This window comes from Ancylobacter sp. GW821-FHT10E12, from assembly GCF_058809335.1.
Window position 1 is genome coordinate 214,285 of sequence record NZ_JBXASN010000007.1, and the last position, 12,304, is coordinate 226,588.

General features: G+C 72.5%; 15 protein-coding genes and 1 pseudogene. 2 read left to right on the plus strand and 14 right to left on the minus strand.

All coding sequences use genetic code 11. The annotated features are described in order from the left end of the window. Nucleotides 1-22: 22 nt before the first annotated feature. From AC1RU4_RS11700 to AC1RU4_RS11765, 14 genes and pseudogenes are all read right to left on the minus strand, one after another. Nucleotides 23-328, minus strand: coding sequence for a spike base protein, RCAP_Rcc01079 family (locus AC1RU4_RS11700; RefSeq protein ID WP_492891263.1), 306 nt, complete (start codon nucleotides 326-328; stop codon nucleotides 23-25). Nucleotides 329-384: 56 nt separating this feature from the next. Beyond that, a complete protein-coding gene (locus AC1RU4_RS11705) occupies nucleotides 385-1,086 on the minus strand; it encodes a DUF2793 domain-containing protein (protein WP_492891264.1) in 702 nt (233 codons plus the stop codon). 40 nt (nucleotides 1,087-1,126) lie between these two features. Next, nucleotides 1,127-5,044 (minus strand): baseplate multidomain protein megatron, encoded by a 3,918-nt coding sequence (locus AC1RU4_RS11710; RefSeq protein WP_492891265.1) that lies wholly within the window; start codon nucleotides 5,042-5,044, stop codon nucleotides 1,127-1,129. 383 nt (nucleotides 5,045-5,427) lie between these two features. Further along, on the minus strand, nucleotides 5,428-5,874 hold the full coding sequence (locus AC1RU4_RS11715; RefSeq protein WP_492891266.1) for an NlpC/P60 family protein: 447 nt from the start codon (nucleotides 5,872-5,874) through the stop codon (nucleotides 5,428-5,430). Nucleotides 5,875-5,902: 28 nt separating this feature from the next. Then, the gene (locus AC1RU4_RS11720; protein ID WP_492891267.1) at nucleotides 5,903-6,769 is read right to left on the minus strand and encodes a phage/gene transfer agent baseplate hub protein; all 867 of its coding nucleotides are present in this window, start codon (nucleotides 6,767-6,769) and stop codon (nucleotides 5,903-5,905) included. A 24-nt stretch (nucleotides 6,770-6,793) separates the two neighbouring features. After that, nucleotides 6,794-7,435, minus strand: coding sequence for a phage distal tail protein, Rcc01695 family (locus AC1RU4_RS11725; protein ID WP_492891268.1), 642 nt, complete (start codon nucleotides 7,433-7,435; stop codon nucleotides 6,794-6,796). A gap of 2 nt (nucleotides 7,436-7,437) precedes the next feature. Then, nucleotides 7,438-8,025 (minus strand): phage tail tape measure protein, encoded by a 588-nt coding sequence (locus AC1RU4_RS11730; RefSeq protein WP_492891269.1) that lies wholly within the window; start codon nucleotides 8,023-8,025, stop codon nucleotides 7,438-7,440. Between the two features lie 15 nt (nucleotides 8,026-8,040). After that, nucleotides 8,041-8,325 carry a rcc01693 family protein gene (locus tag AC1RU4_RS11735; protein ID WP_492891352.1) on the minus strand — a complete coding sequence of 95 codons (285 nt, stop codon included), beginning with the start codon at nucleotides 8,323-8,325 and terminating at the stop codon, nucleotides 8,041-8,043. A gap of 146 nt (nucleotides 8,326-8,471) precedes the next feature. Continuing rightward, nucleotides 8,472-8,774, minus strand: a pseudogene (locus AC1RU4_RS11740) (gene transfer agent family protein); the annotation flags it as partial. 23 nt (nucleotides 8,775-8,797) lie between these two features. Continuing rightward, nucleotides 8,798-9,205, minus strand: a complete 408-nt coding sequence (locus AC1RU4_RS11745; protein ID WP_492891270.1) for a phage major tail protein, TP901-1 family — start codon at nucleotides 9,203-9,205, stop codon at nucleotides 8,798-8,800. Nucleotides 9,206-9,421: 216 nt separating this feature from the next. Beyond that, the gene (locus tag AC1RU4_RS11750; protein WP_492891271.1) at nucleotides 9,422-9,826 is read right to left on the minus strand and encodes a DUF3168 domain-containing protein; all 405 of its coding nucleotides are present in this window, start codon (nucleotides 9,824-9,826) and stop codon (nucleotides 9,422-9,424) included. Beyond that, nucleotides 9,823-9,981 (minus strand): hypothetical protein, encoded by a 159-nt coding sequence (locus tag AC1RU4_RS11755; RefSeq protein WP_492891272.1) that lies wholly within the window; start codon nucleotides 9,979-9,981, stop codon nucleotides 9,823-9,825. The genes AC1RU4_RS11750 and AC1RU4_RS11755 overlap by 4 nt, the downstream gene beginning before the upstream one ends. Then, the gene (locus AC1RU4_RS11760; RefSeq protein WP_492891273.1) at nucleotides 9,978-10,316 is read right to left on the minus strand and encodes a head-tail adaptor protein; all 339 of its coding nucleotides are present in this window, start codon (nucleotides 10,314-10,316) and stop codon (nucleotides 9,978-9,980) included. The genes AC1RU4_RS11755 and AC1RU4_RS11760 overlap by 4 nt, the downstream gene beginning before the upstream one ends. Further along, a complete protein-coding gene (locus tag AC1RU4_RS11765; RefSeq protein ID WP_492891274.1) occupies nucleotides 10,313-10,879 on the minus strand; it encodes a head-tail connector protein in 567 nt (188 codons plus the stop codon). Before AC1RU4_RS11765 ends, AC1RU4_RS11760 begins: the two co-directional genes overlap by 4 nt. 106 nt (nucleotides 10,880-10,985) lie before the next feature. On the opposite strand from AC1RU4_RS11765, the gene AC1RU4_RS11770 reads away from it, so the two are divergent. Beyond that, nucleotides 10,986-11,726 carry a S1 family peptidase gene (locus AC1RU4_RS11770; RefSeq protein WP_492891275.1) on the plus strand — a complete coding sequence of 247 codons (741 nt, stop codon included), beginning with the start codon at nucleotides 10,986-10,988 and terminating at the stop codon, nucleotides 11,724-11,726. Then, the gene (locus AC1RU4_RS11775; RefSeq protein ID WP_492891276.1) at nucleotides 11,723-12,253 is read left to right on the plus strand and encodes a hypothetical protein; all 531 of its coding nucleotides are present in this window, start codon (nucleotides 11,723-11,725) and stop codon (nucleotides 12,251-12,253) included. Before AC1RU4_RS11770 ends, AC1RU4_RS11775 begins: the two co-directional genes overlap by 4 nt. Nucleotides 12,254-12,304: the final 51 nt, after the last annotated feature.

A 12,304-nucleotide genomic window follows, 5' to 3' on the forward strand; every position in this document is an offset into this window, starting at 1 on the left:
CGGCGGGGGTCGCAGGCCCGGCTCATTCCACGGTGTGGATCACCAGGCCGGCGGTGGTGCCGGTCGCCAGCACCCGCCGGACCACATATTCGAGGACGCTCACCTGCCCGCTCGGCAGCGGCAGGGTCAGCGGCGCGCCGTCGGCCGCCTGCACCGGCAGCACCCGCACGCTCGCCTCGATCACGTCGGACGGCACGAACACGCGGATGCGGGCATAGCGGGAAAGGTCGGTCGCGTCGTCGGGCGCCACCGCCGCTCCGGTGCGGCCGAGGCCGACCGGCGAGACGGCGACACCGCGCCAGGGGTCGCGCGAGGGGTCGTAGGGCATGTCGCTCTCCTGAGCTTGTATCTGGGCTTTGAGAGAAGGGATCTTGGGGGAAGGGATCAGGCGTCGGGCGCGGCAAAGCCCAGCGTGGTGAGCACCAGGCGCACCCGCCCGCCGGTGAAGGCGCTGCCGATGGCGGTGATCCGCAGCGGCGTGTCGGCATAGAAGGCCTGCGGGCCGATCACGCCGACATTGGTGGAGCCCAGGGCGGCGCCGAGGCTGTCGCCGAACTTGGCGTCCTCGCCGGCAATGCCGACGCGATAGGCGCTGGCGCCGGTGACGGCCACCAGCGTGCGGCTCGCCACGCCGAGGCAGATCGCCCGGTCGGGAATCGACAGCGTCGTCGTTACCGACGCGCCGGCGAGATCCACGTCGATCTCCGCCGCGCGAAGCGCCACCCCGCCGCCGGAGGCGGTGCCGGCGAGCGCGTCGCTCCAGCGGGTGCCGTCGAAGCCGACCGCCCGGCCTTCCGCGATCACATAGGCCCGCCAGCCCGCGCGGGGGCCGAGGAACCGCCAGCCGGCACCGTCATGGAGCGCCACGGTGCCGTCCTGCCCGGCCCAGTCGCCGCTGGCGCCGGTGGCGACGAGATGCCGGTCGCCGGCGGCGGGGGACGAAGGCGCCGCCGTGCGGGTACAGTCGATCACCGCCAGTTGCACCGCGGCGTCGAGCAGCGTCAGCGCCTCGTTATGGGTGACGTGCTTCTGCGCCTGCGCCGCCGCAAGCAGCGGCAGCGCGAGAAGAGGGGTCATCTCGCTCATGATGTCTCGTCCGTTGAAAGGCGGTCAGGTGGAAAGACGGTCAGGTGGAAAGGCGGGCCGTCAGCGCCGCACCCGCCCCGACGCTGGCCGAGAGCTGCGCGATGCGCAGGTCGAGGAAGCTTTGCGGAGCGCCGAAATCGGCGATCTCGTCCGCCGCCGCATAGGTGAGGGACGGGCTCGCCGCGGTGACGGCGCGCACCACGTCGAGCCCGTCGAGGATCTCCACCCGGTAGGCCTCCGACGCCTCGCCGAGCGGCACCTCGACGACGTCCCAATTGTCGCCGTCCTGCCGGGTGCGGCGGATCCAGCCGATCTCGACGCCGGCCACCGTGCGCCGCGCCGTCGCATGCACCGGCGCGAGCGGCGTCAGCGCCCGGCCGGTGACGGTCGCGCTCACCTGCGCCACGCCGGGATCGCCATGGTCGCGGTCGGCGCGCCCGGCGCGCAGGGTGAGCGCGCGGCCGATCAGCTCGGCGCCGCTCGCCACGGTGGCGAGGTTGCGGTCGAGCATGACGAACAGCGTGCCGGCTGCCCATTCCGCCTCGGCCATCGCCTCGGTGCCGCCCTGCCCGCGGATCAGCCCGCCCAGCGTCCACAATCTTGTGCCGACCAGCTCGGCATCGGTGAACTGGATCACCTCGACGCTGCCGTCCGGCGCCACCAGCGCCGCCATGTTGGCGCCGTTCAGCACCGCCTCCTCGCTCGCCGCGGCGACCAGCCCTCCATGCAGCTGCACGGTGAGGCGCGGCCCGCGATGCCACAGCCAGGGCACGCCCGCCGCCAGCGGCACGGTCAGCCGTCCCATCACCGAAGGCGCCGCCATGGTCGCCACCCGCTCGAAGCTCGCCCCGTCGAGGCCGCGCCACACCGCCAGCGCGCCCGGCCAGGGCGCGGCGAAGGCGGCGAGGAAGGCGAGCGGCGGCGAGCCGGCGGTCGAGGCGGACAGCGCCGGCAGGGCCAGCACCGCCACGTCCGGCGGCCCGGCCGCCGCCGGCACCGTCACATTCGCCACCCGCGGCTCGCGCACCGCCAGCGCGAACACGCCGGGGTCGATGCTGCGGGCGGTGATCGCCCGCGCCTCGGTATCCTCCACCGCGGTGATCTCGATCAGCCGCCGCCGCCCGTCGCGGGTCACGCCGACCACGTCGCCCGGCTCCAGCGCCAGTTTCGACGGCGGCAGGCCGAAGCGCACCGTCTCGCGCCCGGCCCACACGTCCTGCAGCCACATCTCGGCGAGGCCGGCGGCGAGGCCGTCATGCGTCGCCATGGCGAGGTCGAGCCCGGTCTCCACCCGCGCCGCGCCGGCCAGCCGCCGCGAGGCGCCGGTCGACTGGCGATAGTCGCCGATGGCGTCGACGAAGCCGACCGTCACCGACAGCGGCAATTCGCTCTCCGCCCCGCGCACGAAGCTGGGCGAGGGCTGGTCGTCGTCGCCGACGAAATCCTCGTCGGTCAGCTCCGCCACCACCCGTCCGCCGCGCTGGCGCAGGGCGAGCCCGTCGCCATCCTCCATCAGGTCGAAGGCGAAGACCCGCGCCAGCGGCTCCAGCGCCGCGCGCACGCTCATCGGCCGGTCGATGACATAGCCGTCGACCACGCCGCGCAGGTCCGAGCAGTCGAGGTCGGGCACCCCGGCATCCGCCGCCATCCGCGCGCAGGCCTCCGCCAGCGGCGCGGCGCCGAGCCGCCCGGTCAGCCAGTGGCCGGTCATCCAGTTCGCCCCGTCCGCCCACACGTCGGTGGCGAGCGGAAAGGTCGGGAACGGCCGCGCATCCCAGGTCCAGGCATAGAGCCCGGCGAGATCCATCATCCGCCCGCCCGGCAGCGCCGGCGCCGACGGGTTGGCGGCGGTGGTCGCGAAAGCGTCGAAGGAAGCCTCCAGGTGCCGGCGCTGGATCAGGTCGTCGCGCCGTCCGTTGGAGAACGGCGGCAGGCCGTTCTCGATGGATTTGGGATCGGGGAACACGCTCGGCCGGTTGGCGCCCTTGTCGACGGCCGCGCAGCCGATCTCGGTGAGCCGCACCGGCTTGCCGCCCGGCCCGAAGCCGGTCGGGCTCGCCTGCCGCACCCCGCCGATGCGCTCGTGATGCGCATTACCCCACCAGGCGGCGATGTCCTTCTGGCGGAACACCCAGGGTTCGCCATAGGCGCCGTCGGTGATCGGGGTGCGCACCTGCGCCTGCCGCGCTGCCTCGTCTTCATAGTACCAGTCGAAGCCCTCGCCGCCGGTGACGCCGGCCGCGAGATAGGCCGGCTCGTAGCCGGTCTGGTAGGTGACGGCGTCGAGATGGGTGTCGCCGTCGCGCCAGTCGGCGATCGGCGCGTACCAGTCGATGCCGATGAAATCGATCGCCGGCGAGGCCCAGAGCGGATCGAGCGGGAACCGGATCTCCGCCCCGCCATCCAGCACATGCGCGCCATATTCGGTCCAGTCGGCGGCATAGGAGACCAGCGTGCCGGCCCCGACCACCGCCTTCACCTGGGAAGCCAGCGCCGCATAGGCATCCGCCGCCGGGTAGACGCCGGAGGCGGAGCGCACCCGCGTCAGCGCCGCCATCTCGGAGCCGATCAGCATCGCCTCGACGCCGCCGGCCAGCACGCTCAGCTGCGCGTAGTGCAGCGTCATGCGGCTCAGCGTCCATTCCTCCGGCCCGTCATAGGCGACGGCATCGCCGGCAATGGCGAAATCCGCCGCGACGGCGTTGCCGAACAGCGCCGCCACCTGCGTCCCGGCGGCGGTCGTGCCGTCCGGCGAGCCGGGCCGCCCCGGCGCCGGATCGCAGGTGATGCGCCCGCGCCAGGGATAGCCCGGCTGGTCGCCCGCCCCGGTCCACGGGTCGGGCCGGCCGTTGCCGGACGGCACGTCCATCATGATGAACGGATAGAGCGTCACCTTCAGCCCGCGCGCCTTCAGCGCCGCGATGGCGCGGACGACGCTGCGGTCGGAGGGGGTGCCGCCATAGGCCGGGCGTCCCTCGTAGCCGCTCACCAGATGCGCATCGGCCCGCGTGCGCCCGGCGACGCCCCAGGCCTGCGTCACCCCGCCGGCGCTGACCGTCTTGTCGCGGCGCTCGACGCCGGGATGCACCTCGCACTCCCCGGCCCGCAGGTCGGTGGCGAACCACGACACCACCAGCGCCACCCGCTCCAGATTGGGGCAGCAGGCCATCAGCCGGTCCAGCGAGGCCTCGAAATCGGTATCGGCAATGGTGACGTGGCGGTTCTCGGCCTCGTAGGTGCCGGGGCCGGTCGCGCGCACCAGCTCCGTGGTGTCGTAGCCGAATTCGGTGGCGGCGGGGATCAGCGTCACCGCCCTCACCCGCGGCTCCAGCGCCCCGACCGCCCGCTCGACCTCCACCGAGATCTGCGGCAGGCGGTTGCCGAAATCGGCCAGCGGCAGCCGCTCGAACACGATATAGGCGAGCCCGCGATAGGCCGGCGCATCCTCGGCGCCCATGCCGGCCTCGATCAGCGGGTCGGGCGACTGGCCCTCGTCGCCGCGATGGGTGCGGATGTTGAGCCCCTGCAGGTCCAGCTCGCGCCCATCGGCCCAGACCCGGCCGATCCACGTCACCGGCCCCTCGCAGATGCCGACCGCGAAGCTGGCATAGTAGGAATAGGTGGTCGTGGTGGTCTCGCCGCCGGTGAAGGAAGTGCCCTTGCCGCCGGACGAGGTCGTCTCGGTCGAGACCACCTCCTCCACCGGCAGCGACCAGATCAGCTGGCCGGACAGCCGGGCGCGGCCATAGACGCGCGGCATCGGCGAGCCGTCCACCGAGGTCATGAAGTCGAGATCGGCGAGGCGCGGCCCCTCGACATGGCGGCCGGGGGTGAGCAGCGCGCGGTCGATCACCGCCCCGCCGACCGCGCCGAGCGCCCGCCCGGCAATGGCGCCGAGCGGTCCGAACAGCGTGCCGCCGAGCGCCGCGCCGGCGCCGCCGAGAATGAGTGTCGCCATGGAATGGGTTCCGATCAGGTTCGGATGAAGAATGTGCGTCGGCGCAAAGTCAGGACTGGCGAGGCCGGTCCGGGCACCGCCGGATGGCCCTGGCTTAGATCCGTCATGCCGAGGTGCCGGGCCATCCCAGCCCAGCCAGGGCGACGTCCCGAGGATGCCGGTCAGAAACCCCGTCATGCTGAGGCGCCGGCCGGAGCGGCCGGCCTCGAAGCACGCACGCGGCACCGGTTTGCGGCACCGGCTTGCGTCCTTCGAGGCTCGCCGGTGGCGAGCACCTCAGGATGACGGGGCGGGAGAGCGAGCGAGGAGAGCGGGAGAACGGGGAGCGAGCGGATGAGCGGGGGGAGCGGGCAGGTCGATCGCCGCTCCCGTCACGGCCCGCCTCACGCCGCCGGAAACGCAAACGCGAAGGCCAGACGGCGCCGCCACCAGGGCGCGAAGGCGACCTCCGCCACCGCGGCCCCGTCATGGGCGTGCACCATGCGGTCCGGCGCCACCAGGATCGCCGCGTGCTTGGCCGGCAGATGCGCCCGCCAGCGGAACAGCAGCACGTCGCCCGGCCGCACCGCCTCGACGGCGACCGGCACGAGATGCCGGAAGCCGGCGCCGGCGAGCTGCTCCTCATGCGTCGCCTCGGCCCAGTCGGGGCGATAGGCGGGCAGCGTCTCCGGTTCCGCGCCGATCGCCGCCCGCCACACCCCGCGCACCAGGCCGAGGCAGTCCGCTCCCTCCCCCTTGCAGGAGGCGCGGTGCAGATAGGGTGTGCCGATCCACGCGCGGGCCTCGGCGACGACCCTCGCCCGCATGTTCATCCCGCTCGTGTCAGGCATGCCGCTCGTGTCAGGCAGCCCGCTCATGTCAGGACAACCCCGGCTGGGCGACGCGCACCAGCGTGTCGTTGCCCGGCATATGCGGCATGCCGCGGAAATTCGCCGTGTTGGCGAAACGGTCGCGGCAGGTTTCGAGGCGCTTGTCGCATCCCGCGCTCACCGCGAAGGCGTCGCCTGCCGACAGCGGCGACGGCGGACGCTGCCACAGGTCGAGCCGCACCGCGCCGCCCGCATTGGCATGCGCCTTCACCTCGGTGGCGAAGCCGGCATTGGCCCCGCCGGTGAAGGCGAGCCGCCCCTGCGTGAACCAACCCGCGGCGAAGCCGCCGAGGCCCGAGGCGGTGAACAGGCTGGCACCCTCCACCGCGACCACCGTGCCGACGCCGGAATAGGCCGGATCGGCGAGGTTCACCCCGCAGCGCCCATCGCCGAGATCGGCATCGCAGCGGGTGGTGAACAGCCGCCCGCGCACCTGGCCGAGCGCGTCGGACAGCGCCCGCAATTCGGCGACGAACACGCCGTTCTCGCGCCGCACCTCGCCGATGCGCGCCCGCCGCAGGCGGACGAAGCGCGACGGGTCCGACCAGTCGACCAGCAGCAGTTCCACCGCCGCGCCGTCATAGAGCCCGGCATCGAGATCGGCTTCCAGCAGCTGGTCGGCGACCAGCGCGCCGGTGAGCTCGCCGGCATTGGTGGAAAAGCCCAGCGTCGCCGGCGTCTCGCTGCCGCCGACGCCGGCCGCCGCGAAGAAGGTGGTGCCGTCGACGTCGAGGTCGCGGTCGTGCTCGGTCAGGCCGACCACGCCGCCGTCGCGGCGGACGATCCGCCAGCAGCGGGCCAGCGTCGTCGCCCCCGAGGCGAGGGCGGCGGCGAAATCACCCGGCAAGGTCCTCATTGCAGCGTCCTCATTGCAGCGTCCTCATGCTCGGATCTCCAGGATCGGGATGCGCGGGATCTCGCCCGCCTCGAAGGCGGTGAGGTTCACCTCGAGAAAATCGGTGTCGAAGCGCGCCGGCACGTCGAACAGGAAGCCTGCCGTCACCGCCGCGCCCGAAGCCGGCACTTGGCCGGCGAAGAAGGTGACGGTGCCGAGCGTGGCATCGAGCGCGTAATGCGTGCCCTCGGTCTTCTCGGCGCCGTTCACCGCCACCCGCACCGTGCCGGCCACCGGCTTGCCGATCGGCCGCGCATAGGGGGCATGGGCGGCGCCATAGGTCTTGGCGAGCGCGAACTGCGCCTGCGCGCCCGTCCCGGTGCCGATCGCCTGGTCGAGCGGGCTCACGCCCGCCCCCGGCGCGGCGGAGGAATGGTCCAGCCGGTCGCGCCAGCGGAAGCCGTAGAGCCGGCCGCGCCGCTCCTCGAAGAAGGCGACCACGGCGGCGAGTTGGGCGAGCGAGGTCACGCCATAGCCGGCGTCCCAGCGCCGGCGCGAATGGGCGAGCCGCGTGTTGCGCTCCTCGCGCCCGGTGAGCGTGGTGACGATCTCGGTCGCCCGTTCCGGCCCGCCGGCGGCGCCGAGCGCGATGTCGAGCGGGAACAGGATGTCGTGGAAAGCGGCCATGGCTACGAACTCCGCTCGCCGCGCGCCACCGCGCGCGTCACCAGCCCGGCGAGATAGGCTTCCGAGCGGCGGAACGAGCCGGCATCCGGCGTCGAGACGTTGACGGTGACGTTCACCGCCCGCCCGCCGCCGCCGCCGCCGGCGGCGACGCCGAGCCGCCCGTCGGCGCCGCGCTTGAGCGGCAGGATGGCTTCTGCCCCCGCCTCGCCCATCAAGCCCATATTGCCGCCGGTCATCGGGAAATAGGTCGGGCTCGCCACCACGCCGCCGGAGGCGAAGGGCACCACCCGGCCGCCCTGGAACGCGCCGCCTTTCGCAAAGCCGAGCGCGCCGCCGAACAGGCCCTGGATCAGCCCGCCTATGCCCTGCTCGACCGGCTTCAACGCGAGGTCGAGCGCCAGATTGGACAGCCGCAGCCCCAGCGCGCGGATCACGTCGTCGGCGTCCTTGCCCTTCAGCGCCGCGCCGGTCAGCGCGTCGCCCACCGCCCGGCCGAAGCCGCGCGCCAGCCGCTCGGCATCGGAGAGCTCGCGGCGGAAGGCGCTGGTATCGGCGGTGATCTCCACCGTCAGGCTCTCATCCTCGGTCATGTCGGCTCCATCGGATCAATCGGGAAACCGCGCCATCAGCGCGTCGAGCCCGGCGCGGTCGAGCCGCGCGCGCTCGGGGCCGGCAAAGGCCCGCATGGCGCTCGCCAGCTCGCGCGGCGTCAGGCGCCAGAAATCGCGGGAAGCGAGGCGCAGCCGGCCGAAGCCGAAGGCCATCGCCGCCTCCCAGGGGAACGCCGCGGCAGGGCTGGGCGCAGGAGCTCCGGGTGCGGGAGCTCCGGGTGCGGGAGCTCCGGGTGCGGGAGCTCCGGGTGCGGGAGCGCGCGGCGCGCCCGCGCTCAGGCCCGCCGCGGCACGCGAGGGTCCGGCGGGATATCCCCGCCGATCGACGACCGCAGTCCCGAGACGCCGGGCCGCGAGACATTGCCGGCCGAACCGTCGCTGCCCGCGACGTTCCCGCCCGCCGGCACGTCCTCCGCCGGCACCGTGCCGAACGTGGCGGCGATCAGCTCGCCGACGATGCGGGCGAAGCCGGTGGCGCCGCCCGGCGTGGTCATGCGCGCGACCTCGTCCTCGCCGACCTCCTCGCCGGCGCCGCGCAGCCCGGCGGCGATGATGCGCGCCGCGTCGCGCGCCGACAGCCGCCCGGCGCCGAAGCGCTCGGCCAGCGCCACGAGATCGCCGGCGCCGAAGGCGTCCTCCAGCTCGGCGAGCGCGCCCAGCGTCAGCACCAGCCGGCGCCGGCGCCCGTCGAGTTCGGCGGCGATCTCGCCGCGATGCCGGTTGGCCATGGGCCCCTCCATCCCGCCCGTCCTCACAGCGCCGCGAAGGTGATTTCGCCGGCGCTTTCCAGCGCGATGTCGAAGGTCACTTCGCGGTCGTGCTCGGCGGCGATCTCCAGCGCGGTGACCTGGAACGGCCCGGTCAGGGTGCCGAAATCCGGCACCAGCAGCTGGGCGTTCTGCACCGCGCCGTCGAAGAAGCTCTGGCGGATCAGCGCGTCCGACGCCGCGTCCTTGAACACGCCGGAGCCGGAGATCGAGGCGCGCTTCACCCCCGCCCCGGCGAGAAGCTCGCGCCAGCGCCCGGCGCTCTCGGCATGGGTCACGTCCACCGCCTCGGTGTTGAAGGCGATCTGCCGCGAGCGCAACCCGGCCACCGTCACATAGGCCGAGCCGTCATGGATCTTCAGCAGCAGGTCCTTGCCCTTCTGCGCCGCCATTGTCCTGTCCTTCCTTGGTATTTAGGGACCGTTAACCGCGATGCGGTAACGTTGAGTCACGTGCCGCCCGCGCGGATGCGTGCGAGGGTTCGGCATTGCTAAGAAATTGAATCCGAAAGCCTGGCTAAGCGACTTCATCCTGAGATTCAGGTTGAAGTCATTTTTGTAAGTCGATGCCAGCTCTTGATCGGATTTCTTTAAGCATCGTCGAGTTCTTCAATTCGATTCCGTCACGGCACGGAACCGGATGATCGCGTGATAGATGCGCCCGCCCGATTCACGGCGGATGTCGGCGCCGGTCGCCCGCAGGTTTACGAGCCGCGCGCCATCGAGCGGCAGCGCCGCGTCGTGCAGCGCGTCCTGCACCAGCGCGGCGATCTCGTGCGCCTCGCCATGCCCGCCCTGCCGCGACCACACATGCAGGGTCAGCCGGTGCTCCTCGCCGCGATCACTCGCCGTCGACCAGTCGAGCACCTGCGCCTCGCCCAGCGTCACATAGGGAAAGTCCGGCGAGGCCGGCGGCACGTCGTGGACGCGCGGCCCGCCCAGCGCGGCGGCCAGCGGCGCGTCGGCGACCAGCGCGGCATAGAGGGCGGCCCTCAGGGCCGTCGCCGCGCTCATCGCGCCACCTTGCCGGGCGTCGCCGCCCTGGTTTGCGAGGCCCCGGTTTGCGAGGTCCCGGTCCGCGCCGCCAGCGCGGCCCACTCGGAGGGGCGCAGCGCCGCGATCAGGCGGGCGAGCCGGCCGCCGCCTTTCAGTCGGGTGGTGAATTTCATGGTGTCTCCTCCCGGCAGCGGCAGAGAAGCCGCCGCCCGCGTCCTTCCGGGTCGCTCACCACCTCGACCAGCAGCACCCGCGCGCCGAGACGCAGCCGGTCGCCCGGCTTCACGCTCGCCGGCGCCCGCAGCGTGACCGCATGGGTCAGCACCGCCCCCGGCCGGTCGGCGATCTCGGCGGCCGCCGCCTCGGTGAGGATCTCGGCCCAGAGCTGGTCCACCGCCACATAGGCCAGCGCGGCGCCGCCGAGCCCGTCCGGCGTGCCCACCGGCGTCTCGTGGGTGAGCCGGTGGCGCATCTCGCCGATCCCGTTGGTCTCGCCCGCCGCGCTCACAGCCGCGTCACCCGATAGGGCGCCACCAGCGCGTCGAGCGCCGCCGGGAAGGCGGCCGAGGGGCCGGCCTCGTCGCGGTGCTCGTAGAAATGCGCCAGCACCAGCCGCACCGCCTCCACCAGCGGCGCCGGCACGTCGGCGGCGCTCGCGCCATGGCCGGCGGTGATGTCGAGCACGATGCCGGCAAGCGTGCGGATCGGCGGCGCCACCGCGGTGCCGTCGACGCGGATCAGCCCCGGCAGCCGCGCGGCGTCGAGGAGGAAGGCCGACAGCGGCACCGCCAGCTCCGCACCCGCTTCGTCGATGACCGCCGCCGCGTCGAGGCTGCGCAGCGGATTGACCGGCGCCGGGATCAGCCCGCTCGCCGGCCAGAAATCGCGTACGATGCGCCAGCGCTGTTCGATCAGCACCCGGCGGGTCAGCGCCTCCACCGTGGCCCGCGCGGCGACGATCATCGATGAGATCAGCGCGTCCTCGGCATCGTGGTCGACGCGCAGGTAGTCCTTGGCCTCGGCCAGCGTCAGCGGTTCGCTCGCGGGACCCGCGAGCAGCAAAGCGGGCATCGGCCCCTCCCCTGATGATGAAATCTTCCGGCACCGGGACGGCACCCCGGTTGACGCCAGCGCGGCCATACGGGCAGAACCGCGCCGTACTCCCTGAGGAAGCCCGATGCGCCGTGTCCGTCCTGTCCTGATCCGTCTCGCCTGCGTGGCCGCGCTGGCCGCGTGTGCCGCCCCCGCGCTCGCCATCGTCGGCGGCCAGCCGGCGGGCGAGGTGATCAAGGCGCAGACGGCGCTGGTGGTCTCCACCCGCGGCGCCTCCTGCACCGGCGTGGTGCTGGGCCCGCAGGTGGTGCTCACCGCCGCGCATTGCGTGCAGCCGGCGGCGAATTACGCCGTGGTGGTGTTCGAGGCCGCGGGCCCGCGCCTCGTCGAGGCGAGCCGCGTCGCGGTGCATCCACAATTCGACCCGGCCTCGTTCGAGACCCGCCGCCCGACGCCCGACCTCGCGCTGGTGAAGCTCTCCGCGCCGCTGCCGGCGGGCTTCCGCCCGGCGACGCTGTCGGCCGAGCAGGGCCTGCCGTCCCGCCGCACCGCCTTTACCCTCGCCGGCTACGGCGTGGCGAAGGACGGCGACGGCACGTCGGCCGGCACGCTGCGCACGGTGCAATTGCCGAGCATCGGCATCACCGGCGGCATCATGGTCCGCCTGTCGGACGGCGCCGCCGCCGGCGGCTGCACCGGCGACAGCGGCGGCCCGGTGTTCCTGGAGGGAACGGTCGCCGCCATCATCGGCTGGTCGACGGCGGCCGGCGGCGCGCGCGGCTGCGGCGGCGTCACCGGCGCGACGCTGGTCGGCCCGCAGCGCGCCTGGATCGACGCCACCGCGCGGGCGATGGGGGTGGAGTGAGCAACGGCGATCAGCAATTTGAAATGACAGAACCTCAACAACGGGCGGAATTTCGTTCCGAGCGCTTCCATCGCCTCGTCGTTACACCGAACTTCGCTGCGGCGGTCGATGAGCCGGCTGATGAACGTCACATGGCGAACGCGATACTAACACTTGATGCGTGTATTGGCCTCATCCACCAAGATCTATTGGCGAGTAGACATCGCGATATTCCGTTACGCGACGACTGCTATCGAGACAAGTTGGCGGTCGCCAACCCAGACTACCGACTACTCCGCGATCTTGCCGCCGCATACAAGCACGGAGAATTGACGGGCCAAAAAATCCGACTGGTCCGTAACACTGATCAGATGTCCGCGATACAGAATGAAATAGGTCTGTTCGAGTGCGGGGATGAACTGGGTGGAGATATACTGATCGTCGAAACGAACGAAGGGAACTTCGTTCGCGCAACAAATGTCCTCTACACGACGCTGCGTATGGCGCGCGAGCTTCTGAAGTTGCTGGACGCATCAGATAATACCTGAAATGCCCCCTCCCCGTTGGGAGAGGGGGATTATCATTCCCAGGTTCTGTAC

Bases quoted from the DNA above. Each gene is read 5' to 3' on its own strand.
- AC1RU4_RS11725 (WP_492891268.1), bottom strand. From the start codon at position 7,435: ATGGCCGCTTTCCACGACATCCTGTTCCCGCTCGACATCGCGCTCGGC.
- AC1RU4_RS11705 (WP_492891264.1), bottom strand. From the start codon at position 1,086: ATGAGCGAGATGACCCCTCTTCTCGCGCTGCCGCTGCTTGCGGCGGCG.
- AC1RU4_RS11700 (WP_492891263.1), bottom strand. From the start codon at position 328: ATGCCCTACGACCCCTCGCGCGACCCCTGGCGCGGTGTCGCCGTCTCG.
- AC1RU4_RS11710 (WP_492891265.1), bottom strand. From the start codon at position 5,044: ATGGCGACACTCATTCTCGGCGGCGCCGGCGCGGCGCTCGGCGGCACG.
- AC1RU4_RS11745 (WP_492891270.1), bottom strand. From the start codon at position 9,205: ATGGCGGCGCAGAAGGGCAAGGACCTGCTGCTGAAGATCCATGACGGC.
- AC1RU4_RS11730 (WP_492891269.1), bottom strand. From the start codon at position 8,025: ATGACCGAGGATGAGAGCCTGACGGTGGAGATCACCGCCGATACCAGC.
- AC1RU4_RS11770 (WP_492891275.1), top strand. From the start codon at position 10,986: ATGCGCCGTGTCCGTCCTGTCCTGATCCGTCTCGCCTGCGTGGCCGCG.
- AC1RU4_RS11715 (WP_492891266.1), bottom strand. From the start codon at position 5,874: ATGCCTGACACGAGCGGGATGAACATGCGGGCGAGGGTCGTCGCCGAG.
- AC1RU4_RS11765 (WP_492891274.1), bottom strand. From the start codon at position 10,879: ATGCCCGCTTTGCTGCTCGCGGGTCCCGCGAGCGAACCGCTGACGCTG.
- AC1RU4_RS11755 (WP_492891272.1), bottom strand. From the start codon at position 9,981: ATGAAATTCACCACCCGACTGAAAGGCGGCGGCCGGCTCGCCCGCCTG.
- AC1RU4_RS11750 (WP_492891271.1), bottom strand. From the start codon at position 9,826: ATGAGCGCGGCGACGGCCCTGAGGGCCGCCCTCTATGCCGCGCTGGTC.
- AC1RU4_RS11720 (WP_492891267.1), bottom strand. From the start codon at position 6,769: ATGAGGACCTTGCCGGGTGATTTCGCCGCCGCCCTCGCCTCGGGGGCG.